The following is a 24,913-nucleotide window of genomic DNA, read 5'->3' as shown; positions in this document are numbered from 1 at the left end:
TCCGTACAATTTATTACTGAGCCTAGACTCTCTTCCAGACGCCAATCCTTTCGAGATTTAGTCTGTTACAGATGTTGCATTCCAGATTTGGCCCTTTCGAGATTGAGCCTCTTCCAGATCGAGCCCAAGGCAATCAGTACCCATAAAGTAGGATAAATTGTCGGTTTAGCTGCTTTGTTAAGCGCTCATTCGAGCTATTGCAGGCACTCTACCTGAGACAACAAAATAGATCAAATGCAAATCATTATCATTTGCGATCTTGTTTATATTGAGATATCTTAATTAGGAAAATGGCTTTCATTGGAAAAAGAGGTTGCTGTGACACCAAAACGATATCTTGCCTTTGGCGCGTTAACGGTTGCCATCCAGACGGGTGTTATCGCCTCCCAACCCGCTATGACTATGCAGCCAAGCGCCCAATCATCGAGCGTAAACCAAGCATCACTCACTCCCAGCGCAAATACTGTCACCCTTAATTTTTCTACCGCGACTAGCGCTACAAGCAACACGAGTGCAGAGCCCATCAAGCAAACAGACGCCAAAGTAGCAACAGTGAACAGTACAGTGCAAAAAAACAGTACAGCGCAAAAAGTATCAACAGCAGAATCTGTCGATAAGGCGGTTATCCCGAAAACTAAAGCTGATCAACGAATTGACAGCCAACTCGCCAAAAAATCTTCAGCAACAAAACCCACGGCTAACAATCATCCGAATACGGACCCTTTAGCGACGAACGCTTTAGAACCAAGTGCTTTAAATTCAAGTGCTTTAAATCCAAGCGTTTTAGCACATAAGCGACTCGAACAAGTTGAACAACAAACAGAACCCCAAACTGCACAAATGGATTTAATCGCTAACGCAGCCGAAGTTGATGCAAAAGCGACCCCAAATGTGGCCAGTGTAACAACTGACAGTGCCCAAACTAACATAGTGGAATTAGCAAAACCGCTGTTCGCTGCAACGCCACCGCAACCGACTTATCCAAAAATAGCGCGTAAAAAAGGGCTAGAAGGAACTGCAACCATAGAAGTGATGTTTAACGAACTTGGTGAGCAACTGGCACTGACGTTAGTAAAAAGCTCAGGGTTCAGTCTGTTAGATCAAGCCGCGTTAGATGCAGTTGAAAACTGGCAATTTACGGCGCCAGCGCAAAGGCTAGCGAGTCATTATAAGGTCAGAGTGCCTATTCGCTTCGCGCTCAACTAACAGGCCCAATGCTACCAGTGAAAAGTTAGCCCGTGGAGAGTTAGCTCGTAGGGAATTAGCCACCGCACAACTAGCCTGATTTTTGTTTTACTAACTTACATATAAAACTACTTTTTTCAATAGATTGGAGAGGCTTAATGCCCGTAACTGATTTTTCAACCCTACAGACTCAGCTTGGCGTGCTGACTTGGCCCTTGTTGTTATGTGCTTTTTTAGCTTTGATGATCTGCCTTGAACGTAGCGCCTTGTTTTTGCATCAAACTTTGCTATCAATCTGGCCCAAAAAACAGGCCTGGGTAAAAGCATTGCGTCAATCAAGCTCAGCGGCAACCACTGAAAACGTCAGCGCGCTGCTAGCGCAAACCAGCGCACAGCAAGATTTACTCGCCCGTGGCGCGACCTTGCTACTCAAACAAGTCCACCAGCCAAAAGTGCTAAGGGAAGAATTACTCAGTCTGTGGCTCAATAAGCAACAACGCGACTTGCAAGCCGGACTCAAGGTTTTACAAGTGATTGGCATCATTAGTCCACTACTCGGTTTGCTCGGCACAGTATTGGGACTCATCGAAATGTTTGCCCAACTCGGGCAATCACAAGGCCCCGTCACTCCAGCACAACTCAGTGCTGGACTGGGCCTTGCGATGAACACCACAGCTGCCGGACTCATGATCGCCGTGCCCGCCATTACCGCCGCCCATCTTTTTGGGATCTGGGCTCAAGGCCAATGCCTGCGTGCTGGGCATGTGCTCAATCAACTCAATCTCTGGTTAGCGGGTATCGAAGATATTTCAATTGATGCCAATCATTACCATGCATTCACCCGAGTCAGTAAAACCAGAGTCGAGCAAAAATTGGCATCCAAGCCCCATTCTCAAATTGAGCCACAGACATGATAAGTGCAGATAAACCATTCTTATCGCAGGCTGGCATTGCTTCGCCTGAGCAACTTCCGAGCCTAGATTTAACCGCGTTAATCGACATTATTTTTATCGTGCTGGTGTTTTTACTGCTGACGGCAAATAGCCAATTATTAAGTTTGCCGGTAGATGTGCCACAAAGCCCAAGCTCGGCCATCACGGCAATCGACAACAAACAAACAATTGCCATCAATATCATGGCAACAGCGCCTTATTGGGCTATTGATGGCAAAGAGTTTGATGACTTAGCCACTTTTACCACTGAATTTACTGCACATTTTCAGACTATGCCGAAGGCGACGGTTGTCATTGCCGCCGACAAAGCCGCGCCAGTGGAACCTTTGATGCAACTGCTTGCACTGTTGCAGACGCAGTCCATCAGTCAGACCCAAATTTTGATGGAGCATTAGCGTATCCGAACCAGCCATTTAAACGAGAAAGCAAAAGTCTGACATCAAAAAACGGCATCTAAGCCTGTCGCGAACAAGTTGTATTAGGAGTTTAACCATGTTGTTTCAAGCAACTAAAATACCAGTAAACAAAGGTTCCATTGCTCAACGTTATCAACATAGACGCACATATAAAGCATTGAAAAAATTTATTTTTTTCACATCAGCACTTACGGCCTTACTATCCTCAAGCGTTTTTAGCGCTGAACTGAGTGCCGAGCCAGAGATAAGACTCGTGAGTGCGGGTACAGGAGTCACAGAGCTCATACTCGCCCTCGACGCAGGCAATGAGCTAGTCGCCATCGACTCCACCAGCTATGTGCCTGAAAGTTTGAGCCATGTGGCTAAGCTTGGTTATCACAGAATGCTCTCCGCCGAAGGCATTATTGCCCTCTCCCCAACGCTGGTTGTCGGTTCAGATGTGATGGGACCAGAAACCACACTAAAGGTATTAAAACAGGCGAATATCCAAGTTGTGCAATTACCCGCAACAAATGATGAACCACAACTGATGAACAATGTGGATACCTTAGGTCACTTACTCAATCGCCAAGAACATGCGGTTAAATTAAAACAAGATTTACATCAACAACTGCAAAGCTTAGCGGGTAAAAAACAACAAGTGCGCGATGCTGGCTCTCAGCCCAAAATTCTCTTCATGCTGTTACAAGAAGGCCGCGGTGCACGTGTTGGCGGTAAAGGCACAGCCGCAGATACTATTATTGAGCTGTCTGGGGCACAAAATATCGCCGAGTTTGATGGCTACAAAAGCATGTCTCAAGAAGGGATTCTATCCTTACAGCCCGACATTATTTTGCTGTCAAAGCGTAGCGATAAACCCACAGATCAAACTAATGCACAAATTGCCCAAGAACTGTTGAAAGAGATGCCACTACTCGCCCATACCCCAGCAGGGGAAAACGGCCATATTCAAACACTAGCACCGCAAGCCCTTCTCGGTGGTTTAGGCATCAGTGCCATAAGCGCCGCGGATACGCTCGCCAGCACATTGCTCAAGCAAAACCATTAACAAACACAGCGATGAGTACAGTTAGCACTAATTAACCCCAGATAAAAATAGAAAGGATATTTGAGATGTTCCTCAACCGCTGGCTCTGGCCGAGTCTAGTCACACTGTTAGCCCTAAGCGGCTTACTCTCGGTCAGCACTGGCCCCGTTAGCATCAGCTTTATCGACGCCCTAAATGCAGTGTTCAATTGGGCTACCCAGCAAAATATCGGCAATATTGCGCCCCACGAGCAACTGGTAATCAACAATGTGCGCTTACCGCGGACATTACTGGCGTTAGCAGTAGGCGCTACGCTCGCACAGTGCGGCGCGGTAATGCAGGGGCTTTTTCGCAATCCCTTAGCGGATCCCGGTATTATCGGAGTGTCATCCGGCGCAGCACTTGGCGCAGCCATCTGTATCGTGCTGCTACCCAACGCGAATCCATTGATGATCCCCATCAGTGCGTTTGCATCGGGATTAGTGACCACCCTTATCGTCTACCGACTCGCCAGCAGCCCAACAGGTACATCGGTCGTATTATTACTTTTATCGGGTGTTGCCATAGCTGCGCTGGCAGGCGCAGGAATAGGTGTTCTCACATATCTTGCCAACGACATGGCGCTACGTGACTTAACCCTATGGCAAATGGGATCGATTGCAGGTGCGCAGTGGCTATATGTCAGTCTGTGTCTTGTGACCTTAGCGCTACTGAGTTGGCGATTTCACCAAGATGCGGCGGCACTCAATGCCTTGCTGCTTGGCGAATCCGAAGCACGCCACTTAGGGATAGATGTCGATAGGCTCAAACTTAGGCTTATTTTGCTTTGCGCCTTAGGGGTTGGCGTAAGTGTAGCTGCAACAGGAATTATCGGCTTTATCGGCCTCATCGTGCCGCATTTAGTGCGCATGATGTTAGGGCCAGATCATCGCCAACTGCTGCCCATCAGCGCACTTTTAGGTGCAGCCCTATTGGCATTGGCCGATATCGGCGCGCGCGCTTTTTTACCGCCTGCCGAGTTACCCGTTGGACTCGTCACCGCGCTCATCGGTGCGCCTTTCTTCATCTTTTTACTACTGCAACAACGCAGTAAGCTAATCTAAGCGAGTTTTTATGGCTGCAACATCCTTTGCAAATCAACCAACACAATCGACAACTTATTCAGCCAAGGCGCAATTTGATCGCACCCAGCTCAGCATTTGTCAGCTCGATGTCAGCATCGGTCCAAAAACCGTGCTCAGTGATATTAATGTACAGTTTCAATCGGGTGCGGTAACCGCCCTACTCGGCCCAAATGGTGCGGGTAAATCCACCCTGCTTAAAGCCCTTTGCCAAGAAATCAGCACACCAAGGCAAAGTATACGACTAGGCCATAGCCAGCTGGCGGATTGGCCTAGGAGCGAGCTGGCAAAATCCTTAGCTGTACTGCCGCAACACGCCAGCCTCACCTTTCCTTTCACTGTGTCAGAAGTCGTAGCAATGGGCTTATATCCCTTAACCATCAGTAAGATAGAAGGTGATGCGTTAGTTACCGAGCAACTGGCGCAAGTGGGCTTAACCCATCTGGCTAAGCGCAGCTATCCAACCCTCTCTGGCGGCGAGAAACAGCGAGTCCAACTCGCCAGAGTCTTAACTCAACTCAGGCAATCGCCGTTTCCGCCCGTACTATTACTGGATGAACCAACATCGGCGTTAGATCTTGCCCAGCAGCACAGAGTACTTGAATTAGCCCAAAACTTAGCTCACCAACAAGGCTACACTGTAATAGTGGTACTGCATGACTTAAACCAAGCCGCGCGCTATAGCGATCAATTAATTGTGTTAAAACAAGGGCGAATCGTCAGTGAAGGCACGCCATCCGATGCTTTGTCGGTTGATACCATTAGGGAAGTATGGGACTACGAGCCTGTATATATCCCCGCCCCACAGGGTGGACATCCACTGATTTTTTAATGGAAAGAAGATATTCATCTTACGTTTTTGAGGTCTAATGTGGGTATAATCGCTGCGTTTACACTTTAGCTATCACCTTTTAGCCACAGCCGCATTAATTTAGGCAGAGCCCAGATGAAACCCACTATCTCGACAGAAACTCAACAAGAAGCACTGGTCGCAGCCAAAGCCACCCAAAAGCCGGGCCAAACCAAAGAGCAAACTAAACTCATTGCCCAAGGGATAGAAAAAGGCATAGCTGAATATAAAAAGCTGCAAAAAGCCAAAGCTCGCGAACGGGATAAAGCACGTAAACAACAGTTGAGAGCAAAATCTCGCACAGTTAATGACACTGATGAACTAGAGGATTCAGACGCATTATTCGAATCTCAACGTCAGTTCACCACCGCGACTTGGATTGCCATAACGCTTTTACTATTAAGTTGGGTAGGGTTTGCCGCATATATCTTTGCAGATTAAAGGCTATGATTTATATATAAAAATTAAAAAATCCATATATCACTTGTTAGGCAATATCCTCTAATACCTTACACACATCATTAATTGAAAAAATATTACCGTTAAGGCTTGCTCGGTCTTTTGATATATTCAGAACGAGCCTAAATACATTGTTCGCATCAGGATAACGGGCAAGCTTTAAAATGATGTCATCACCACTTTCTTCTGCAGACCGAAAATCCCAGCCCTTCCCTGATAAATCAAAAAGCACTTCCGCCGTTTCAGTATTGATTAACACTGGCGCATAAACCCAATGCGACATTCGCATCTCACTGGGGTTGATATCCAGTGTTAACTTACCATTTTGAAAAAACAACTTAGTGTCCATAAACAGTCCCTGAGTAACAAGTATCACAAGCGATAGGCCGATAGCTTGTATATTGAACCCCATATCCATTTATTGTCCATACCACATCACTTCTAACACGAACCGTTTACGCTCATTACATCAGGCAAAACCGTTAAATACTTAAGCGAAAAAAAGACAAAAAAAAGCCTGCTCAATGAGCAGGCAAAGACATATTTCAAGCGTCCCTTTCGGGGAAGTACATTACCGCGCTAGCGGGAAAAACCTGGCATATCCATGCAAAAACATCAATATGCTACTTGAGTCTAAACACGCCAAAAAAGGCGATACAAAGGTTGATGGATGATGGAAACTAAAACTTTAAGGAGGGTTAGGCCTTAAAGCTCATGGCGAATAAACCGCCACGCAAAACATCAGTGTTAAACCAAGTGTTTTGCCAATAAATATGGTTGTTGCCTGTATAAGACATAGTCAATACTCCTAAATTAGTTGTGATTAAGTACTCTAGTGAAGCTTGGCTCGGTTCCTTGGAACTAGAGATTCTCATATCCGTTGAGACGACTTGTCACTCAGGTCCTTGGAGAAAAATATCCATCCTGGATAGACTAGAGAGGAAAGGCGTAGTGCCTAATCCACGAAAGTAATTATATGGATTTGTAGTTTTATTACAACCTTTATTTGTATTTTTTTTGATTAAGGCTTTTTAATGTAATTAAATTACACAATTATAGTGAGGTTAATGGCGATCTGTTTCACAGAAAAACAGAAATAACCCTGTAAATATCTAATAAATAAGATATTACAGAATTATTTCTATTTGTTACCACAAATCGTTAGCGATTGATCAGATATTGATACAAGCCCACCAGCGGACTCGCTGTGGGTTTGCCGTAGAGCGGATCACCTTCTGTTGCACTTCCTGCAATATCTAAGTGTGTGTAAGCCAAGGGAATAGGGGCATTAACCCCATGATCAAATAGTCCAGAGGCTTTCAGTAAAAACGCCGCGGGATATTGATGTCCACGGGCGGTAATCGATGATGGTGCATTATTGGAAGATAATATTTCAGCAGCGCCTGACACATCGCGGATCTTAGCGAAGTCTTCAGGGCGTAATGTAGACACTTCAAAGGGTTCACCCCATTGAGTCGCCTGCTGTTGTAAAGTGACAGCGCATTGCTGTGAACTCGCCACTGAGTTTTCAACCGCCGCAGGATAACTGCCATAACAACGTACGACATGACCTGTGAGTGTTGCTACCGAAAACATCTCAGGCTTCACCGCCGACACGGCTTTGATACGTAAATGGCTCAGTAAATCCGCCAGCACTAAGCGCCCTTCAGCATCCGTATTACCAATTCGTACCCGCACACCCGCATGGCTCGTAATAATTTCATCGGTCACGAAGGCTTCGCTGCCTATGCTGTTACGCACTAAACCTAACTCGGCAATGACTCGAATACCTTTAGGCTTTAGCATTGACAGAGTTTTAAATAAACCCGCCACGGCAGAAGCGCCGCCTTTATCACGACTCATACCCGCCATAGCGCCGCCGACTTTCAGATCGGCGCCGCCGGTATCGTAAATCACGCCCTTACCCGCAAACAGGAAAGTGCGAGTCACTTGACCCTCCGGCAGATACTCTAGTTTCACCACGCGAGGCTGATGACGACCGACGGCAAAAGAAGAACGCGCCACAGCACTGAGTAGCGGATAATCACGCTCTAAAATATCTCTGTCTTCTACCACTGCGGTTTTGATCACGCTGCCCGCTAAGGATTGCAGACAATAATCGGCAAAGGCTTTAGCCGACATGCGCTCAGGTTCAGTACCACACAAATCCCGCGCTAATACGCGGCCCGCTTCTAAGGCATTGAGCAAATTGCTGTTATGGGTTGATGAAGATAATAACCCTATGGCCTCAAATGCAGGTGTTAAGCCTGTCGCTTCACGCAGCTCTAAGGTTTGCCACAGTTCTTGACCGCAGGCTAATGCTGCAACTTCAGAGGCAAAACTAAAACGTGAGTCCTTCGATGGCACTACATATAACAACGGACGTTTTGCGCCTGCGTCTTTTGCAATGGCAATCGCCGCCCTTGCAGCATTGGCATAGACTCGCACGTCCACATACTCGTCATTCACTTGGGTGACAGGGGCAATGATCAAACGCCCTCCCGCAAGCCCTGGGGCAAACAGTAATGTCGGGCTCTTACCCACGCGCTTATCCACGTGGGCACCGTGCTGAGCCAATAAACCTATCTCATCAAAACCGATAGAATCCAGATCGGGCGTCACCACCACAACCGCATCCCAGCCTTCACCATCAAAAATGGCATTTTCTGCTTTTACATCAACGAAGTTAACTTGAAACATGACCCATCCTTTTTCATTATTGTGCCTGCATTATTCCCGCTCTATCGCTTAATTACCAATCTAAAAGTGCTACCGACACTCCCAGAAAAAATCGAATTGGAAACTTTGGCTGCCAGCTCACCAAAAGCCTGTGATGCTGAGATTATTTGGCTGCACAGAATGTGGTAGAATGGCCGCAAATTTGCCCTATACCCACAAGACCTTATGAGGGACACTCAAGTGACAGCCTTAAGTCAGTTATACCCGCAGCCATTATGGCAATGGTTCGAACAAATTTGCGCGATTCCCCATCCATCTAAGCATGAGCAAGCATTAAGCCAGCACATTCAAGCGTGGGCTAAAAGCAAACAACTTGCCGTCGTTGAGGATGCCGTTGGCAACTTGATCATCCGTAAACCTGCGACGCCGGGTATGGAAGATCGTAAAATCGTGGTTATTCAAGCCCATATCGATATGGTGCCACAAAAAAATGCCGATAAAGTGCATGATTTTACTAAAGATCCTATCGAAGCTTATGTCGATGGCGATTGGGTTAAAGCCAAGGGTACAACCTTAGGTTCAGATAACGGTATTGGCATGGCATCGGCTTTAGCCATTTTAGGCTCTGATGATATCAAGCACGGCCCATTAGAAGTGCTGCTGACGATAGATGAAGAAGCGGGCATGACAGGCGCCTTCGGTTTACAGGCTGGCATGTTAGACGCAGACATTCTGATCAATACCGACTCAGAGCAAGAAGGTGAAATCTACATGGGCTGCGCCGGTGGTGTCGATGCTCAAATCACCCTGCCTATGGTGTGGCAAGCGTCTGAGCAAAGTTACTCAGCCTTTAGCCTGCACTTATCAGGCTTAAAAGGGGGTCACTCTGGGGTGAATATTCACTTAGGTCGTGGTAATGCCAACAAGCTATTAGCGCGTTTCCTCTTTGAAAACGCAGATGATTTAGCATTGGAGTTGACCCAATTTAGCGGCGGTTCACTGCGTAATGCGATCCCACGGGAAGCCAACATCAGCTTTATGTTGCCAGAAGAAAACGTCAGCGCCTTAAACGAAAAAGTCGCTGAGTTTGAAGCGCTTATCCGCACCGAACTCGCCATTGCCGATCCCGATATGCGTTTAGTGTTAAACACTATCCCAACGCCAAAACGTGTGATGAGCGAAAACAGCCAAAATACCCTGATCGATTTGCTGCATGTGTGCCCGAACGGCGTGATCCGCATGAGTGATGAAGTCGAAGGTGTGACTGAAACCTCGCTCAACGTTGGCGTTATCAGCACTAACGATGAAGAAGTCACTATCCTGTGCCTTATCCGCTCGCTGATCGATTCTGGCCGTACTCAAGTCGAAGGCATGTTAACTGCGCTGACCAACTTAGCCGGAGCCGATATCGATTTAAGCGGTGCTTACCCAGGCTGGAAGCCAGATAACAGCTCACCTGTAATGGCAATAGTGCGCGAAACCTATCAAGACATTTACCACAAAGAGCCAGTGATCATGGTGATCCATGCGGGTCTCGAGTGCGGCCTATTCAAGAAACCCTATCCAGACATGGACATGGTCTCGATTGGTCCCACCATTCGCTATCCACACGGTCCAGACGAAATGGTAAACATCACCACAGTCGGCCAATATTGGACATTATTATTAGCCGTACTCGAGCGCATTCCAGTCAAGGCTTAATGTTTTAACCTTACCCAAGCTCACTCAATTCAAGGCCACATCTGCTCAAGTCAGATGTGGCCTTATTTTTTACCGCGGATTCTATTTGTGTAGAAATGCCATCGATAAAATTTTTATGAAAGAACTGAATAACTTGAATTTTCTACTATAGTTGTTCTGTCTGACCCTAACGTATTTTTGCTTATCGCGCTTTTAGAGATAACCGCTTTCCCCTTCAATACTGTGACCTTAAGGAATAGAGATCATGAAATTTGGTAAAATCTTGTCAGCCGCCGCACTACTGCTCAGCAGTAACCTCAGTTTCGCCGAAGAAGTCCCCAAAGCCGTTATCGACCTAGCCGATTCACTGATGCCATTAGGCAGAGAAGTGGTACTGGTGAATGCCGTTAAAGCGCAAAACGCCCAAGGCAAAAGCTTAGATTCAATCAAAACATTAGATGAAAAATGGATTGCCACCGCAGGTATTGATGACTTTATGTCATCCCTGATGAACAACGAAGCGGCCAAGTATCTCACGACCTTCGAAGCCAGCAAACCTTACTACCAAGAAATTTTCCTCATGGACAATCAAGGCGCGAACGTCGCCATGATCAGTAAAACTTCAGATTATTGGCAGGGTGATGAAGATAAATGGCAAAAATCCTTCGCCAATGGCAAAGGTGATAAACACATAGGTCCGGTCAAATTTGACGAGAGCTCCCAAGCCTATCTAGTACAAATTTCTATTCCAGTGATGGATGGCGATGCTGCAATTGGTGCTATCACGATTGGGATCAACCTAGATCAATTTGGACTCTAATTACCAGAGAACGCCAGTGATGGGCTGCACTCTTACCACAGAGGTTATTGCGGCTCTCACCTTTTCAGTGTATCAATCAAGGAGGGCGTGACTATGGAATGGTATAAAGATCTATCCGTTAATCAGAAACTGACTTATCCAAGTCTGCTACTCGCTGGCGTAGTCATCTTCGCCTCTTCAACTGGCATTTTAGGACTCAAAGCCTTAAATCACAGCGCGAATACACTCGCGCTTGAATACTTACCTAGCCAATCTGAACTACTACAAGCCGATAAAGAGCTTTATCAAGCTCAAGTGGCCGAGCGCAGCCTGATGTTTGTTAACGTGGGCACAGACTCTTACAACGACCTTTTAAAGCAGCACACTAATAGTATCTCTCTCGTTAAAGAACATATTGATAAGTTTGCCGATGTGACCACAAGTCCCCTCGCTAAAGATAAGCTCAATGAATTGAATCACAGTTTCGATATTTGGCGAGCGACAACCACAGAAATCAGTAATCAACGCACCCAAAATGGCCGTAACGGTAGAACAACGGCGATTGATCTTAGTTTCGGTCAAGCAGCAACGCAATTCGAGCAACTACACCAGAACATTAATCATTTAATCAATGATTTAAACAGTAATACTACCGCAGCGATAGCCCAAGTAGATGATGATGCCAATCATGGACAACAGATGCAGTTAATTGCCTTAGCCATCAGTCTCTTGATCTGCATACTCTTTATCGTTGCACTGCCTAAACTCATCAGCAAACCGCTGGCGGTTTTACTCGCAAAAATCCACGACATTACCGATGGTGATGGCGATTTGACCGAACGAGTCCACTTAACCTCTAAAGACGAGCTTGGTGATCTCGCCAAGGCATTCAATCATTTTCTCGATAACTTACACGGTATTATCTCGCAATTTAAACAGTCTACATCAGAGCTCAACACCGCTGCCGAAGGTCTAGCCAAAACCAGCGCATCAGCAAAACATAACTTGATGGATCAACAAGCTGCCACCCACAGAATCGCCGATGCCAGCGATCATATTGCCGCCTCAGTACAAGAAGTATCAGTCAGTGCCAGTCATGCCGCCGATGCCGCTAAACAAGCCGACGTATTTACCGCCGACGGTCAGGCAAGAGTGAAAAAAACCATCAATGTGATTCGTGAACTTGCGGGAGATGTAGGCACGGCAGAAATGCAGATCAATAAACTCGAACAGGAAGGCCAACATATTGGCCGCGTGCTTGAGGTGATTCAAGCCATTGCCGAACAGACGAATCTATTAGCCCTTAATGCTGCAATTGAAGCGGCGCGCGCGGGCGAACAAGGACGCGGCTTTGCAGTGGTTGCCGATGAAGTGCGATCCCTTGCCTCTAAGACTCACCAATCCACCGAAGAAATTAAATTAATGATCGCCAATGTGCAAAATGGCACTCAAAGCGCTGTGGCGGCGATTAATATCGGTAATGAAAAGGCTATCTCAAGCGTAGAAGCCGCCAGTAATGCCGGTGAAGCCTTAGCGCATATTGCAGAAATGGTCAGCCAAATTAGTGAGATGAATAATCAAATCGCCCTAGCAGCTAAAGCGCAAACCACTATGGCCAACGAGAGTCATCAAAATATTCAACACATTGCCGAACAGTCGGAGGAGAGTCTACGAACCACTGATGAAATCTACGCAGCAAGCGTACAACTCTCGTCAATGGCGAGTAATCTCACTGCGCTGGTCAGCCGCTTTAAACTGTAATTTGTTGAGGGTGAAAGCTTTTATATAAGTTACCTTTTGTAAATCAGTGATGTTTGAAAAGTCCCCTCTAACGAATAAGGGAGCATAAACCTGTCGCAGTGATTATCTGAATTCAGGTGCTCCCTTATATTTAAACAGCAAAGCTAGCACTGATTAGCAGCGCTTAACCACTAAGCCTCTTGCCGCGCGCAGGTTGACTAACATAGGTAACATCAACGCAAGGATCACTATCAGCATCCCTACCAACTGAATTTCCGTCACCGCCTGCCCCATGGCTAACGCCGTTAATGCTGCAAAAACGGGCACGAGATTAAAAAAGATCGATGCCTTAGCGGGGCCAAGCGCTTTAACGCCGTTAATCCAAAACAGATAACCGAGCACAGTGGCGAACAAACCTATGTAGAGCACGCTAGAAAAAGCCGTTGCCGACACTTCCATCAACTCCAGCCAAGGGTGAAACTCACCTCGGCCAAGCCCAACCACGGACATAGACACACTGGCAGCTATCATACTCAGCAAGGTAAATGGCAACACAGGCAACCAATGGCCGACCCGTTGCGAACAAATGGTATAACCACTCCACGCCAACATGCCGGCGGCAATCATCACATCACCTTGGTTAAAACTAAAGTTGAGCAACTGCTGCACACTACCGTTGGTGATCACTAGCAGTACGCCCGCCAAACCGCCCACTAAGCTGAACACTTGTTGTCTGCTGAGCCATTCACGCTGTAATAGCCCATTGACGATTGAAGTCACCAACGGGCTGAGCGCCATAATCAAGGCACCATTGGCAGCAGAGGTATGCTGCAGGCCATTAAATAACGCCAGATTTAAGCCGCCCACACCAATCACACCCACTAACGCTATGACAATATATTGCGCCAAACTCAATTTGGGCCAAACCTGACGAGTAAAAACGATATATAACGCTAGAGTCACAGCCGCAATGGTAAAACGCCAGAATACGAGAGATTCCCCTGACATCTCCTCCAGCACTCGCTTAGCAATCGGAAACACACTGCCCCAGCTAAAAACGCAAATCAGTAGACAAACGAATGTCATGTAAGGTGTATGGGATTTCATATCGTCCTCTAGGGAGGTAATTGGGATTGAGCTTAGTTTATAAGTTTCATATATTATTAAAACCAACAAGATTGAGAGCTTAAATTCCAAATATGAAACTTAATTATTCCTTAGACGATATGCGCTTATTTTGGGTAGTGGCACAGCAAGGGAGTTTTAAGCTCGCGGCGCAGCACTTAGGCATTCCACCTTCAACCTTAAGCCGTCGAATCAATCTGTTAGAACAATCCTTAGGTCTGCGTTTACTGCACAGAGACGCCCATAGAGTCAACCTTACCGCCACAGGTCAGCGGTATCTCGAACGCTGCGGCCCGCTATTTATCGAGTTAAACCAGGTATCTGGTGAGTTGCATGCGGATAAACATCAAGCGGTTGGCAAATTGCGGATCTCGGCGCCCATCAATACAACCTATCGTTGGCTAGGTGAATCACTCAACGCCTTCCAACGGCATTATCCCAATATTGATATCGATTTAAGTCTGTCGAACATGAATATCGATGTCAGTGAAAACGCCATCGATATCGCCTTTCGAGTGGGCGAACCTAAAGATCCCGATTGGATTGCAAGGCCACTTACCACGATTAGCTTTGTACTTTGCACCAGCACATCGGCAACGCAGTGGCATGCGCTGCAATCCATTGAAGAGCTGGATCAGCATCCGGTTATCATCGCCAAGCCCACAAAAACGTGGCGTTTACAGCACAATAGCACAGGGCAAAATGTCGAGTTTGAACCAAGGGGGAATATCAAATTAGCCGTCGATGATATGGCGATTGCCTGTCAGGCCGTGGTGGCGGGGCTTGGGATTGGACTCATACCCATCAGCATGGCGAGTGAACAGATACGAAGTGGCAAACTCATTCAAATACTGCCCGAGTGGCAAGGTATTCCGCGTACCGCCTACTTGATGTATCGCGATCGAGACAACCTGCCCTTACGAGTCAGACTGTTAATTGATTTTATGTTGGCGAATCCACCCGAGGCTTATTGAGCCAATGCAGGCATGAGTCTGCGGCTTATCGACTCAATAAACGGCTAGAGTGCTAAATCCAGCTGAGTCTGGCCGTTTAAGCTTGTGGCGACGACAAGAGTAGAATCAGTAAGGCCAACTGAAATCCCCAATAGACGAATGCCGCGGCCTTCTTGCCTTTCCATAGCCTGTGCGAGTAGCTCATAGAACATTACAATCGAGACTTCATCGCTCCGGTGCTCAATTGTAGTCTGCTTGAAATCGTTAAACTTAAGTTTGACCACCTGTTTATGTATTTTGCGTTCCTTAGCACTGCGACTTAAACGCAACGACAGTTCTTGGATCAAACTCGGCATCACCTGCTGGCACTGCTCTAAGCTATAAATATCCTTTGCTAATGTGGTTTCAACCCCCACTGATTTGCGCTCTCTGTCGGCAGAAATCCCCCGTTCATCTATGCCTTGGGAACGCTCAATCAACACACCACCAAACTTACCGAATCGCGCTAAGAGCTCAGGTTTAGAATAAGCTTGCACATCACCACAGGTATTGAGCCCGAGCGAAGAGAGCTTTTCTGCGGTGACTTTACCAACACCGGGAATTTTACGCAGCGATAAGGTCTTAACAAACTCAGAAAGCGTCTCTGGCGCAATGACATATTGGCCGTTTGGCTTGTTCAGATCCGAGGCGACCTTAGCTAAAAATTTTACTGGCGCGATACCCGCCGATGCGGTTAAACCCGTTTCGGCTAAGATATCGCGACGAATCGCTTGGGCAATCAAGGTCGCTGAGCCCTTATATTGCTGGCACTCACTCACATCCAAATAAGCTTCATCTAAGGAAAGCGGCTCAATTAATTGGGTATAGCGAGAAAATATTTCACGAATTTGTAGCGACACTTCTTTGTAAACCTGCATCCGGCCTGGTACTAAAATCAGCTCAGGGCACAACTTAAAGGCATAAGCCGTTGCCATTGCTGAACGTACACCGAATTTACGTGCCTCGTAACTGCAAGTACTGATAACACCGCGACGGTCGCTACTCCCCCCCACGGCTAAAGGCTTGCCACGGTACTCAGGAAAGTCGCGCATTTCCACTGCAGCAAAATAGCAGTCCATATCGATATGAATAATTTTTCGCACGTTGAATTCCTCCAATGCCAAAATACTGTATATAAAAACAGTAATCAAGTATTCCTGATAGATTTGGGCCAATAAGATGTGGCCTAGCGCTGGAAAAGAGAACAAGACAAGTGTGAGGAACAACAGACATGCTTAATAACTGAGTTTCCTAGGCCATTACACTCAGTGGCCTAGGTATTTACTCAACCTAACAATCTAAGGCTCACATCTTAGTTTGCAGGTAGTTTTGCAATCCAACACGGTCAATAAGCCCAAGTTGTTTTTCGAGCCAATACATATGGTCAGACTCTGTATCGTCGAGTAATACTTCGAGGATTTCGCGGGTCTGGTAATCTTGCTTCTGCTCACACAGTGCAATCACTTTGCGCAAATCGTCCGCGACCTTGTATTCATAGGCAAGATCATTACGTAGCATCTCTTCTACATCTTTACCTATGTTCAATGCCTCACGGGCGGCAACATTGGGTGTACCTTCGAGGAATAAAATGCGCTGCACTAATTTGGCTGCATGGGCTTTCTCATCATCTGACTCATGGGCGATACGCTCATAGAGTTCATTCAGGCCCCAATCTTCATACATATGGGCATGGACAAAATACTGATCCATTGCCGAGAGTTCTCCCGTTAGGAGTCGATTTAACGCATCGATGACGTCTTTATCGCCTTTCATATCTTGCTCCTATTGGTCGCTAATTTGCGATAGTAGATAATTTTGAATACCGGTTAGCGTAATGAGCTCTTGCTGCGACTCAAGCCAATCTAAGTGCTCTTCTTCGTCTTCGAGAATATCTTCCAGCAGATCGCGGCTCACATAGTCCTGTTCAGCTTCACACAAGCTGATCGCATCACGCAGCAATGTAAGCTGCTCTTGCACCATGGCCAGATCGCAATCGAGCATCTCTTGGCTATGTTCACCAATGCGAAGTTTTTCGAGTTGTTGCAGATTAGGCAGACCTTCCAAAAACAGCACTCGCTCGATGAGCTTATCGGCGTGCTTCATATCTTGGATGGATTTTTTGTATTCGACGTGGTTTAACTTCTCTAAGCCCCAATGTTTAAACATGCGGGCATGGAGGAAATATTGATTGATGGCGGTCAACTCACAGGTAAGCACCCGATTCAGTTGCCCAACCACTTTAGGATGACCTTTCATAAGTTACTATCCTTGGTAAGCGTGAAAAGATTGATCTAAATCAAGCTTCTAGCCTAGTACAATTTATCGACCAACTCAAATTATCTTTATATTTCACTCACTTAATGATGAAAAGCATTCTCATTCCTGCTTAGATTAACTTGCTATCCCACTCTAATCCCAAGGATAAATCTCAAATGATTAACCCGTGTAAGAAAATACGAGGCAAAAAAATAGCCCCCTAAATCGGAGGCTATGATCGAATCAAGACTATTTAGATAATGCGGTCTTTCGTTAACTTTTCACGACGCGCTTCTTCAGCGGCCATACGACGTTTACGTTTGTCACAAGGGTCATCACAATCACACGCTTTCTCAATCCCTAGAACACCTAAACCGCCACAACTTCCTTCAACGGCTTTGCGCTTGATGAGATAACCAATCGACATGAGCAAAAAGAAGACTAACAAGATCACAAATGCCGCAATAAAAGAGGTCATGGTTTACTCCAAAAACTAAATAAGGAAAGGCTTGAAGGCGTCGCTGTAATAGACCTTAAATCCGTCGCCTTGCTTTTCGATTAGCATTATCGCCAAGTGTTCCTTCTTGGCAAGCTCCAATGATGCTTCTGTGCCCAAAACCATCATGGCCGTCGCAAAACCGTCGGCCGTCATACAATTTTGATGCAATACCGTCACGGATGCTAACTTATGATTTATCGGCAAACCAGTACGCGGATCGATTATATGCGTAAAACGTTGGCCGTCTTCTTCATAATAATTACGATAGTCACCAGAAGTCGCCATCGCCATAGTACCAGGTGCAATAACCTGCTGTACGGCTTCAGAGCCATCATTGGTCGGTTGCTCTATAGCAACACGCCAAGAGCTTCCATCACCTTTGGCACCTTTGATACTCAGTTCGCCACCAATTTCAACTAAATACCCAGTCGCATGGTATTTATCAAGAATAGAAGCGATCTTATCAACCCCAAATCCCTTCGCGATTGATGATAAATCTACATATAAATGGGTGTTGTGCTTACTTAGACGATTGCCTTCAATGGAAAGTTCACTAATCCCTGTTTTGGCTTTAGCCGCATCAATATCAGCCTGTGTCGGAACTTTCGTTGGACGCTTATCAGGTCCAAAACCCCACAGATTAACTAAAGGACCTAAGGTAATATCAAGTGCCTTATCCGTCACTTGATATAAACGTATTCCCTCTTGCACCACTTTTATGGTATCCGGTGAGACTTCAACGCTTTGCTCCAATGGCAATTGGTTGAAACGGGATAATTCTGAATTAGGCCGATAGGTCGACATCTGGTCATTGACTAGCTCAAGGGCTAAATCAATTTCCGCTTGAAGTAACTGCGCCGTTGGCATCTGCTCATTCGGGACGACTTTAATGTGATAAGTCGTGCCCATAGTGCTACCGGCCAACGAAATGACTTCGTTTTGCTTAGAACAGGCTGAAACAAAAAAGGCCAGTCCCACGAGGACTAGCCAGTTAAATGAATACTTTAACGCTGAGGTATTGATCTTTAAGGTCTGAAACATAGTGACCTACTACTCTTATTTGGGCCCTTAAATGCAAAAGTTGCAGATGAAAGGTTAACCTCAACATCTGCAACTTTTCTATCTAGGACTAATGAACATTAGCCGCCGAAGTCATCCAACAGGATGTTTTCGTCTTCGACACCAAGATTTTTCAACATACCAATTACGGCAGCGTTCATCATTGGAGGTCCACACATGTAGAACTCACAATCTTCTGGGGCATCATGGTTTTTCAGATAGTTTTCATACAATACGTTATGAATAAAACCTGTGTAACCATCCCAGTTGTCCTCTGGTTGAGGATCTGAAAGTGCCACATGCCATACGAAGTTATCATTCTCAGCCGCTAGGCCGTCGAAATCTTCTACGTAGAACATTTCACGCTTAGAACGTGCACCGTACCAGAAGCTCATCTTACGTTTAGACTGAAGACGCTTCAGCTGGTCGAAGATATGTGAACGCATTGGCGCCATACCCGCACCACCGCCGATAAACACCATTTCTGCATCGGTATCTTTCGCGAAGAATTCACCGAATGGGCCAGAAATTGTCACTTTATCGCCAGCTTTTAAGCTCCAAATGTAAGATGACATCTTACCGCAAGGCAGTGTCAAGTTACGTGGTGGAGGCGTAGCAATACGCACGTTCAGCATAATAATACCGAACTCTTCTGGGTAGTTAGCCATTGAGTATGCACGGATAGTTTCTTCATCAACCTTAGATTCAAGATTGAAGAAACCGAAGTGTTCCCAGTCGCCACGGTATTGTGCAGGTACATCAAAATCTGCATATTTAATATGATGAGCTGGTGCTTCGATTTGAATATAACCGCCAGCACGGAATGGTACAGACTCGCCATCAGGAATTTGCAGCTTCAGTTCTTTAATGAAAGTGGCTTTGTTATCGTTAGAGATAACTTCACATTCCCATTTCTTGATACCGAAGATTTCTTCGTCAAGCTCGATTTCCATATCGTTCTTAACGTTAACCTGACAAGAAAGACGACAACCTTTACGGGCATCACCTTTGCTGATGTGGTCAAGTTCCGTTGGCAGAATATCGCCGCCGCCAGACTTAATCACCACGCGACATTGGCCACATGAGCCACCGCCACCACACGCACTCGATACGAAGATACCGCTGTTAGCCAAAACGCCTAACAACTTACCGCCCGCACCGGTTGTAATCGCTTTTTCAGGATCGTCATTAATGCCGATCGTGATGTCACCACTAGCCACTAACTTAGACTTAGCGAATAAAATCACTAATACCAAGATGAGGACGATAGCAGTAAACATACTCACACCGAGGTAAACCTCGAGCGGAGTAGATTTAAAAATACCAAGAATATCCATTAACTTATCCTTAGAAGGTCCAATTCAAGAAGCCGTTATGTGTCTCTTACAGAGACACACCTGAAAACGACATGAAACCTAAGGCCATCAAACCAGCGGTGATAAAGGTAATCCCTAAACCACGTAGGCCGTTAGGCACGTCGGCATACTTCAGCTTCTCACGGATACCGGCCATCAATACGATAGCTAATGCCCAACCCACTCCTGAGCCGAAACCAAACACTACACTCTCGCCCAGCTTGTAGTCACGCTCAACCATGAATGATACCGCACCGAAAATCGCGCAGTTCACTGTGATCAAAGGTAAGAAAATACCTAATGCGTTGTACAAAGGTGGAAAGTACTTGTCCAGTGCCATTTCCAGAATTTGAACCAAAGCCGCAATCACACCGATAAAGGTAATGAATTTCAAGAAGCTTAAGTCAGCTTCAGGTGCGCCAGCCCAAGCAAGTGCACCAGGAGCTAGCAGCCCTTGATAGATAACTTGGTTTGCTGGGACAGAGATAGTTAACACTACAACTACCGCAATCCCGAGGCCCATGGCTGTAGTGACTTTCTTAGACACAGCCAAGAAAGTACACATACCTAGGAAGAAGGCCAGTGCCATGTTTTCAATGAAAACAGAGCGAATTAACAGGCTAATATAATGTTCCATCGCACTTACCCTTTTGCTTCAACTTGCTCTGGCTTATAGGTACGAATAATCCAAATCAAAACACCGATCAGGAAGAACGCACTCGGAGGCAGTAGTAGCAGACCGTTTGGTTGGTACCAGCCGCCATCAGAGATCTTGTGCAGGATTTCAACACCGAACAGAGAACCGTTACCAAACAGTTCACGTACGAAGCCAACAGCTAACAGAATTGCACCGTAACCTAAACCGTTACCGATACCATCCATAAAGCTCATCATTGGCGGTGTTTTCATCGCGTAGGCTTCGGCACGACCCATTACGATACAGTTCGTAATAATCAGACCGACGAATACCGACAGCTGCTTAGAGATCTGATAAGCATAAGCCTGCAGCAATTGGTCAACCACGATTACCAAAGAGGCAATAATGGTCATCTGTACGATAATACGCACACTGCTTGGAATATGATTACGGATCATTGAGATAAACAGGTTCGAAAACGCAGTTACCGCAGTTAACGCCAACGCCATTACCAGTGCAGTTTCGAGCTTACTCGTTACCGCTAATGCACTACATACACCAAGTACTTGTAAAGCAATCGGGTTGTTGTTGACTATAGGTCCGGTCAGAACCTGTTTCAGTTCTTTAGCGTCAGACATTAGTTGAGACCTCCATTGCGTGCTTTTTCAATGAAACTCGCAAAACCTTCTTTACCCAACCAGAATGTCAGTGAATGTTGTACACCGTTACTCGTTAAGGTTGCGCCAGATAATGCATCTACACCGTACTCAGTGCTAGCAACAGTTGGGTTTTTCGTTACGCTGATAGCGAGTTTACCTTGCTCATCAAATAACTTTTTGCCATGCCATTTCGCTTTCCACTGAGCATTTTGCACTTCGCCACCTAAGCCCGGCGTTTCGCCGTGCTCGTAGTAGACTAAGCTTTGCACTGTGTTTAGGTCAGCATCCATAGCAAGGAAGGCATACATAGTAGACCATAGGCCATAACCATGGATTGGCAGAATGACACTGGTTAATTTACCTTGGCCGTCACGAACAAGATAAACCACAGCCTTATCAGCAACACGTTTCACTGAAGCGATGTCATTCTCAGGTACAAATGAGGTTTTCACATCACGAGACGCTTTACGTTGATCATAAGTGTCAGCATCAACACCCTCAACCCAAGCACCCGTTTTCAAATCGACCAGTTTAGCTTCGATGTGTTTGCCGTATGTATCTAGAATTTGCGCTTTGGTCACTTTGCCAGCTTTAGTATCGATAAGACCAGCGGCTTCCAGAATGTACTTTTGCTTATCAAGCAGTTTATTTTCTGCTTGAGTCGGTCTCAGTAACACTGCTGCAGTAGACACAAATATCGCACAAATTAGACACAGGCCAACGACGATAAATAAGGTTCTGCCGAACGAATCTTTATTACTAGCCACGGGCAATCCTCCGCTTGATATTTGCCTGAACCACGAAGTGGTCGAACAATGGCGCGAACAAGTTAGCAAACAAAATTGCCAACATCATGCCTTCAGGGAATGCAGGGTTAATCACGCGGATAAACACAGCCATTGCACCGATCAAGATACCGTATGCCCATTTAGCTTGGTTAGTAAATGACGCTGACACTGGGTCTGTCGCCATAAACATCATGCCAAACGCAAAACCACCTAACACTAAGTGCCAGTACCAAGGCATTGCAAACATTGGATTAGTGTCGCTACCGACAACGTTAAGCAGCGTAGAAATGGCAATCATGCCCACCATTACACCACCAACGATGCGCCATGAAGCGATACGCGTGTAGATGATGACCAAACCACCTAACAGAATCGCTAATGTAGACACTTCACCCACTGAACCTGGAATGAAACCGAAGAACGCATCCCACCAGTTTTGGTTAATTGCGTAATCTAAAGTGCCAGACGCCGCTTGGCTCAGTGCAGTTGCACCTGAGTAACCGTCAGCCACAACCCATGAGGTATCACCTGACATGTTCAACGGATAAGCGAAGAACAAGAAGGCACGACCCGCTAGTGCTGGGTTTAAGAAGTTACGCCCTGTACCACCGAACACTTCTTTCGCCACGACCACACCGAAGGTGATACCCAGCGCCACCATCCATAATGGGATAGTTGCTGGCAGCGTTAAAGCGAACAGGATAGAGGTAACGAAGAAACCTTCGTTGACTTCATGACCACGGATAGAGGCAAACAGCACTTCCCAGATACCACCGACGGCAAAGGTCACCGCGTAGATAGGTAGGAAGAAACAGGCGCCATACCACATCAGCGCAGGCCAGCCAGAGTTTGCCGTCAGTTCGGTACCGAACATGCTGAACAAACTCACTTGCCATACGTCAGGGGTAGCAAAACCAGCAACTAAAGCTAATTGAGCTTGTAAACCTACGTTGTACATACCCACGAACATCGCAGGGAAAGCACAAGCCCAAACCGTAATCATCATACGTTTTAGGTCGAGGTTATCGCGAACGTGGGTTTTGCCCTTGTTCACTTTACCTGGGGTATAAAAAATCGTGTATGCCGCTTCGAATAGGGCATAAAACTTTTCGTATTTACCGCCTTTTTCAAAGTCGGGTTCAATACGTTCGAAAAAATCTTTCAAGCTCATTAGCCTTCCCTCTCGATCGTATCTAGACAGTCACGCAGATATGAACCGTAGTCATACTTGCCTGGACATACGAACGTACACAGTGCGAGATCTTCTTCATCTAACTCTAACGCGCCTAACGTAGCAGCACCGTCAAAGTCACCTGAAATCAAGTCACGCAACAACATAGTAGGAAGAATGTCCAATGGCATTACACGCTCATAGTTACCAATTGGCACCATAGCGCGGTCTGAACCACCTGTACTGGTCGTCATGCTGAACAGACGAGAAGGAGCAAGATGTCCTAAGAATGCACGAGTGATAGAATATTTGTCTGAGCCTGGTAATACCCAGCCTAAAAATTCTTTCTCTGTACCTTCTTCTAACAGACTTACTTGAACATGGTAACGACCTAAATACCCTTGTGGGCCAACGGCTGTACGACCATTCAGAACAGAGCCTGAAATCAGACGAACATTGCCATCTAAGGCTTCACCTGCGGTTAATTCAGTCATGCTCGCGCCCACAACAGTGCGTACGAGTCTTGGCTTAGCCGCTTTAGGGCCTGCGATCGCAATAACACGTTCGGTATTGAGTTCACCCGTCGTAAATAGCTGACCAATTGCTATTACATCTTGGTAACCAATATGCCAAACGGTACGTTTTGCAGAGGCAGACAATAAGAAGTGAATGTGAGTACCGACTAATCCTGCAGGGTGCACACCGGCAAATTCTTCAACTTGGGCGTTTGCGGCAGGAATATCAGCGCCAGGCGCTTTACAAAGGTAAACTTTACCGTCAGTAAGTCTTGCTAAGACCTTAAGACCATTAGCAAAATCTTCTTTATGCTCACGGATCACCACAACGGGATCAGCGGCAAGAGGTTGAGTATCTATTGCGGTTACAAAAATACCAGCAGCAGAAGAGTCTACAGCAGGAACTTTGCTAAAAGGACGAGTACGCAAAGCAGTCCATAAACCTGATTCAATCAGATTGTCACGGACTAACTGCGAGTCGAGCGTATCAAGTGCAGTGGCATCATATTTAGCAAAGGCAACGCTGTCGTTTCCTTCCACTTCAATGACAACAGACTGCAGAACACGCTGGGCGCCCCGGTTAATGTCTAATATAGTACCACTGGCTAAAGCCGTATATTTAACGCCTAAATTCTTCTTATCTTCAAAAAGAACTTGGCCTTTTTGTACTTTATCGCCCACTTTGATCTTCATCGTTGGACGTAAGCCAATATACTCTTCACCCAAAGTAGCTACATGTTTAATGGCTGGGCCATTATGGATAACTTGCTCTGGTCCGCCTGCTATAGGCAGTTCCAATCCTTTCTTAATTGTAATCATATCCACAAGCACTACGTTTGAAGGAAAGACAATGCGCCGCGTTCCTGCTAAATACTTAGGTTTTAAACAAAACCTACTGCATTGAGCTAGCGCAGATTTATCACAGAAATGCGATCGCAATCACGCTGG

At 46.1% G+C, this 24,913-nt stretch carries 26 protein-coding genes; 12 read left to right on the top strand and 14 right to left on the bottom strand.

Features of this window, described 5'->3' with window-relative positions:
* Positions 1-318: 318 nt before the first annotated feature.
* The 7 genes from HUB64_RS10315 to HUB64_RS10285 all read left to right on the top strand — a co-directional run bounded on the left by HUB64_RS10315 (position 319) and on the right by HUB64_RS10285 (position 5,993).
* Entirely contained in the window at positions 319-1,206 is an 888-nt protein-coding gene (locus HUB64_RS10315; protein WP_173496940.1) for an energy transducer TonB, read from the top strand.
* Between the two features lie 137 nt (positions 1,207-1,343).
* On the top strand, positions 1,344-2,099 hold the full coding sequence (locus HUB64_RS10310) for a MotA/TolQ/ExbB proton channel family protein (protein ID WP_173246408.1): 756 nt from the start codon (positions 1,344-1,346) through the stop codon (positions 2,097-2,099).
* A complete protein-coding gene (locus HUB64_RS10305) occupies positions 2,096-2,533 on the top strand; it encodes a biopolymer transporter ExbD (protein WP_028761550.1) in 438 nt (145 codons plus the stop codon). The genes HUB64_RS10310 and HUB64_RS10305 overlap by 4 nt, the downstream gene beginning before the upstream one ends.
* 97 nt (positions 2,534-2,630) lie before the next feature.
* Complete coding sequence (locus HUB64_RS10300; RefSeq protein WP_173246411.1) at positions 2,631-3,602, top strand: hemin ABC transporter substrate-binding protein; 972 nt, start codon at positions 2,631-2,633, stop codon at positions 3,600-3,602.
* 65 nt (positions 3,603-3,667) lie between these two features.
* Entirely contained in the window at positions 3,668-4,684 is a 1,017-nt protein-coding gene (locus HUB64_RS10295; protein ID WP_173496939.1) for an iron ABC transporter permease, read from the top strand.
* Between the two features lie 10 nt (positions 4,685-4,694).
* A complete protein-coding gene (locus HUB64_RS10290; protein ID WP_173496938.1) occupies positions 4,695-5,534 on the top strand; it encodes a heme ABC transporter ATP-binding protein in 840 nt (279 codons plus the stop codon).
* Between the two features lie 114 nt (positions 5,535-5,648).
* Positions 5,649-5,993, top strand: a complete 345-nt coding sequence (locus tag HUB64_RS10285; RefSeq protein WP_173246420.1) for a DUF2956 domain-containing protein — start codon at positions 5,649-5,651, stop codon at positions 5,991-5,993.
* Between the two features lie 46 nt (positions 5,994-6,039).
* Here HUB64_RS10285 and HUB64_RS10280 read toward each other — a convergent pair whose 3' ends face one another.
* On the bottom strand, positions 6,040-6,429 hold the full coding sequence (locus tag HUB64_RS10280; RefSeq protein WP_251071146.1) for a hypothetical protein: 390 nt from the start codon (positions 6,427-6,429) through the stop codon (positions 6,040-6,042).
* Between the two features lie 743 nt (positions 6,430-7,172).
* Positions 7,173-8,711 (bottom strand): leucyl aminopeptidase family protein, encoded by a 1,539-nt coding sequence (locus tag HUB64_RS10275; RefSeq protein WP_173496937.1) that lies wholly within the window; start codon positions 8,709-8,711, stop codon positions 7,173-7,175.
* Between HUB64_RS10275 and HUB64_RS10270 the strand changes: the two genes are divergently transcribed.
* The 4 genes from HUB64_RS10270 (at position 8,703) to HUB64_RS10255 (ending at position 12,930) form a co-directional block, all read left to right on the top strand.
* A complete protein-coding gene (locus HUB64_RS10270) occupies positions 8,703-8,879 on the top strand; it encodes a hypothetical protein (protein WP_173496936.1) in 177 nt (58 codons plus the stop codon). The genes HUB64_RS10275 and HUB64_RS10270 overlap by 9 nt on opposite strands.
* Positions 8,880-8,930: 51 nt before the next feature.
* The gene (locus tag HUB64_RS10265) at positions 8,931-10,391 is read left to right on the top strand and encodes an aminoacyl-histidine dipeptidase (RefSeq protein ID WP_028761557.1); all 1,461 of its coding nucleotides are present in this window, start codon (positions 8,931-8,933) and stop codon (positions 10,389-10,391) included.
* 244 nt (positions 10,392-10,635) lie between these two features.
* A complete protein-coding gene (locus HUB64_RS10260) occupies positions 10,636-11,190 on the top strand; it encodes a cache domain-containing protein (protein ID WP_106651425.1) in 555 nt (184 codons plus the stop codon).
* Between the two features lie 93 nt (positions 11,191-11,283).
* Positions 11,284-12,930: a methyl-accepting chemotaxis protein gene (locus HUB64_RS10255; protein ID WP_173246426.1), complete on the top strand. Its 1,647-nt coding sequence runs from the start codon at positions 11,284-11,286 to the stop codon at positions 12,928-12,930.
* A gap of 153 nt (positions 12,931-13,083) precedes the next feature.
* On the opposite strand, the gene HUB64_RS10250 is transcribed toward HUB64_RS10255, so the two are convergent.
* Entirely contained in the window at positions 13,084-14,016 is a 933-nt protein-coding gene (locus HUB64_RS10250) for a DMT family transporter (RefSeq protein ID WP_173496935.1), read from the bottom strand.
* A gap of 92 nt (positions 14,017-14,108) precedes the next feature.
* On the opposite strand from HUB64_RS10250, the gene HUB64_RS10245 reads away from it, so the two are divergent.
* Entirely contained in the window at positions 14,109-15,008 is a 900-nt protein-coding gene (locus HUB64_RS10245; protein ID WP_028761561.1) for a LysR family transcriptional regulator, read from the top strand.
* 44 nt (positions 15,009-15,052) lie between these two features.
* Here the strand turns inward: HUB64_RS10245 and dinB are convergent, their stop codons facing one another.
* The 11 genes from dinB to HUB64_RS10190 form a co-directional block, all read right to left on the bottom strand.
* Positions 15,053-16,129 carry a DNA polymerase IV gene (gene dinB / locus HUB64_RS10240; protein ID WP_173496934.1) on the bottom strand — a complete coding sequence of 359 codons (1,077 nt, stop codon included), beginning with the start codon at positions 16,127-16,129 and terminating at the stop codon, positions 15,053-15,055.
* Between the two features lie 202 nt (positions 16,130-16,331).
* A complete protein-coding gene (gene bfr, locus HUB64_RS10235; RefSeq protein ID WP_011918791.1) occupies positions 16,332-16,799 on the bottom strand; it encodes a bacterioferritin in 468 nt (155 codons plus the stop codon).
* Positions 16,800-16,808: 9 nt separating this feature from the next.
* The gene (bfr, locus tag HUB64_RS10230) at positions 16,809-17,282 is read right to left on the bottom strand and encodes a bacterioferritin (RefSeq protein ID WP_173496933.1); all 474 of its coding nucleotides are present in this window, start codon (positions 17,280-17,282) and stop codon (positions 16,809-16,811) included.
* Between the two features lie 253 nt (positions 17,283-17,535).
* A complete protein-coding gene (gene nqrM, locus HUB64_RS10225) occupies positions 17,536-17,760 on the bottom strand; it encodes a (Na+)-NQR maturation NqrM (protein ID WP_105250019.1) in 225 nt (74 codons plus the stop codon).
* Between the two features lie 15 nt (positions 17,761-17,775).
* Positions 17,776-18,822: an FAD:protein FMN transferase gene (locus tag HUB64_RS10220; protein ID WP_105250020.1), complete on the bottom strand. Its 1,047-nt coding sequence runs from the start codon at positions 18,820-18,822 to the stop codon at positions 17,776-17,778.
* 98 nt (positions 18,823-18,920) lie between these two features.
* Complete coding sequence (gene nqrF / locus HUB64_RS10215) at positions 18,921-20,177, bottom strand: NADH:ubiquinone reductase (Na(+)-transporting) subunit F (protein ID WP_028761565.1); 1,257 nt, start codon at positions 20,175-20,177, stop codon at positions 18,921-18,923.
* A gap of 46 nt (positions 20,178-20,223) precedes the next feature.
* Positions 20,224-20,832: an NADH:ubiquinone reductase (Na(+)-transporting) subunit E gene (nqrE, locus tag HUB64_RS10210; protein ID WP_006080469.1), complete on the bottom strand. Its 609-nt coding sequence runs from the start codon at positions 20,830-20,832 to the stop codon at positions 20,224-20,226.
* A 5-nt stretch (positions 20,833-20,837) separates the two neighbouring features.
* Complete coding sequence (locus HUB64_RS10205) at positions 20,838-21,470, bottom strand: NADH:ubiquinone reductase (Na(+)-transporting) subunit D (RefSeq protein ID WP_006080467.1); 633 nt, start codon at positions 21,468-21,470, stop codon at positions 20,838-20,840.
* Complete coding sequence (locus HUB64_RS10200; RefSeq protein WP_028761566.1) at positions 21,470-22,258, bottom strand: Na(+)-translocating NADH-quinone reductase subunit C; 789 nt, start codon at positions 22,256-22,258, stop codon at positions 21,470-21,472. The genes HUB64_RS10205 and HUB64_RS10200 overlap by 1 nt, the downstream gene beginning before the upstream one ends.
* The gene (locus HUB64_RS10195; RefSeq protein ID WP_105250021.1) at positions 22,251-23,450 is read right to left on the bottom strand and encodes an NADH:ubiquinone reductase (Na(+)-transporting) subunit B; all 1,200 of its coding nucleotides are present in this window, start codon (positions 23,448-23,450) and stop codon (positions 22,251-22,253) included. The genes HUB64_RS10200 and HUB64_RS10195 overlap by 8 nt, the downstream gene beginning before the upstream one ends.
* Positions 23,450-24,784, bottom strand: coding sequence for a Na(+)-translocating NADH-quinone reductase subunit A (locus tag HUB64_RS10190; protein WP_028761568.1), 1,335 nt, complete (start codon positions 24,782-24,784; stop codon positions 23,450-23,452). The genes HUB64_RS10195 and HUB64_RS10190 overlap by 1 nt, the downstream gene beginning before the upstream one ends.
* Positions 24,785-24,913 lie beyond the last annotated feature (129 nt).

The sequence above is a fragment of the Shewanella sp. ISTPL2 genome (genome assembly GCF_013283205.1).
GTDB lineage: Bacteria > Pseudomonadota > Gammaproteobacteria > Enterobacterales > Shewanellaceae > Shewanella > Shewanella oncorhynchi.
The sequence above is the reverse complement of the archived record's forward strand: the minus strand, read 5'-3'. Positions and strand labels throughout refer to the sequence as shown.

What these genes read in the sequence shown, in the direction of transcription:
- HUB64_RS10310 (WP_173246408.1), top strand. Translation starts at nt 1,344, where the DNA reads ATGCCCGTAACTGATTTTTCAACCCTACAGACTCAGCTTGGCGTGCTG.
- HUB64_RS10305 (WP_028761550.1), top strand. Translation starts at nt 2,096, where the DNA reads ATGATAAGTGCAGATAAACCATTCTTATCGCAGGCTGGCATTGCTTCG.
- HUB64_RS10300 (WP_173246411.1), top strand. Translation starts at nt 2,631, where the DNA reads ATGTTGTTTCAAGCAACTAAAATACCAGTAAACAAAGGTTCCATTGCT.
- HUB64_RS10295 (WP_173496939.1), top strand. Translation starts at nt 3,668, where the DNA reads ATGTTCCTCAACCGCTGGCTCTGGCCGAGTCTAGTCACACTGTTAGCC.
- HUB64_RS10290 (WP_173496938.1), top strand. Translation starts at nt 4,695, where the DNA reads ATGGCTGCAACATCCTTTGCAAATCAACCAACACAATCGACAACTTAT.
- HUB64_RS10285 (WP_173246420.1), top strand. Translation starts at nt 5,649, where the DNA reads ATGAAACCCACTATCTCGACAGAAACTCAACAAGAAGCACTGGTCGCA.
- HUB64_RS10280 (WP_251071146.1), bottom strand. Translation starts at nt 6,429, where the DNA reads ATGGATATGGGGTTCAATATACAAGCTATCGGCCTATCGCTTGTGATA.
- HUB64_RS10275 (WP_173496937.1), bottom strand. Translation starts at nt 8,711, where the DNA reads ATGTTTCAAGTTAACTTCGTTGATGTAAAAGCAGAAAATGCCATTTTT.
- HUB64_RS10260 (WP_106651425.1), top strand. Translation starts at nt 10,636, where the DNA reads ATGAAATTTGGTAAAATCTTGTCAGCCGCCGCACTACTGCTCAGCAGT.
- HUB64_RS10255 (WP_173246426.1), top strand. Translation starts at nt 11,284, where the DNA reads ATGGAATGGTATAAAGATCTATCCGTTAATCAGAAACTGACTTATCCA.
- HUB64_RS10250 (WP_173496935.1), bottom strand. Translation starts at nt 14,016, where the DNA reads ATGAAATCCCATACACCTTACATGACATTCGTTTGTCTACTGATTTGC.
- HUB64_RS10245 (WP_028761561.1), top strand. Translation starts at nt 14,109, where the DNA reads ATGAAACTTAATTATTCCTTAGACGATATGCGCTTATTTTGGGTAGTG.
- bfr (WP_011918791.1), bottom strand. Translation starts at nt 16,799, where the DNA reads ATGAAAGGCGATAAAGACGTCATCGATGCGTTAAATCGACTCCTAACG.
- bfr (WP_173496933.1), bottom strand. Translation starts at nt 17,282, where the DNA reads ATGAAAGGTCATCCTAAAGTGGTTGGGCAACTGAATCGGGTGCTTACC.
- nqrM (WP_105250019.1), bottom strand. Translation starts at nt 17,760, where the DNA reads ATGACCTCTTTTATTGCGGCATTTGTGATCTTGTTAGTCTTCTTTTTG.
- HUB64_RS10220 (WP_105250020.1), bottom strand. Translation starts at nt 18,822, where the DNA reads ATGTTTCAGACCTTAAAGATCAATACCTCAGCGTTAAAGTATTCATTT.
- nqrF (WP_028761565.1), bottom strand. Translation starts at nt 20,177, where the DNA reads ATGGATATTCTTGGTATTTTTAAATCTACTCCGCTCGAGGTTTACCTC.
- nqrE (WP_006080469.1), bottom strand. Translation starts at nt 20,832, where the DNA reads ATGGAACATTATATTAGCCTGTTAATTCGCTCTGTTTTCATTGAAAAC.
- HUB64_RS10205 (WP_006080467.1), bottom strand. Translation starts at nt 21,470, where the DNA reads ATGTCTGACGCTAAAGAACTGAAACAGGTTCTGACCGGACCTATAGTC.
- HUB64_RS10195 (WP_105250021.1), bottom strand. Translation starts at nt 23,450, where the DNA reads ATGAGCTTGAAAGATTTTTTCGAACGTATTGAACCCGACTTTGAAAAA.
- HUB64_RS10190 (WP_028761568.1), bottom strand. Translation starts at nt 24,784, where the DNA reads ATGATTACAATTAAGAAAGGATTGGAACTGCCTATAGCAGGCGGACCA.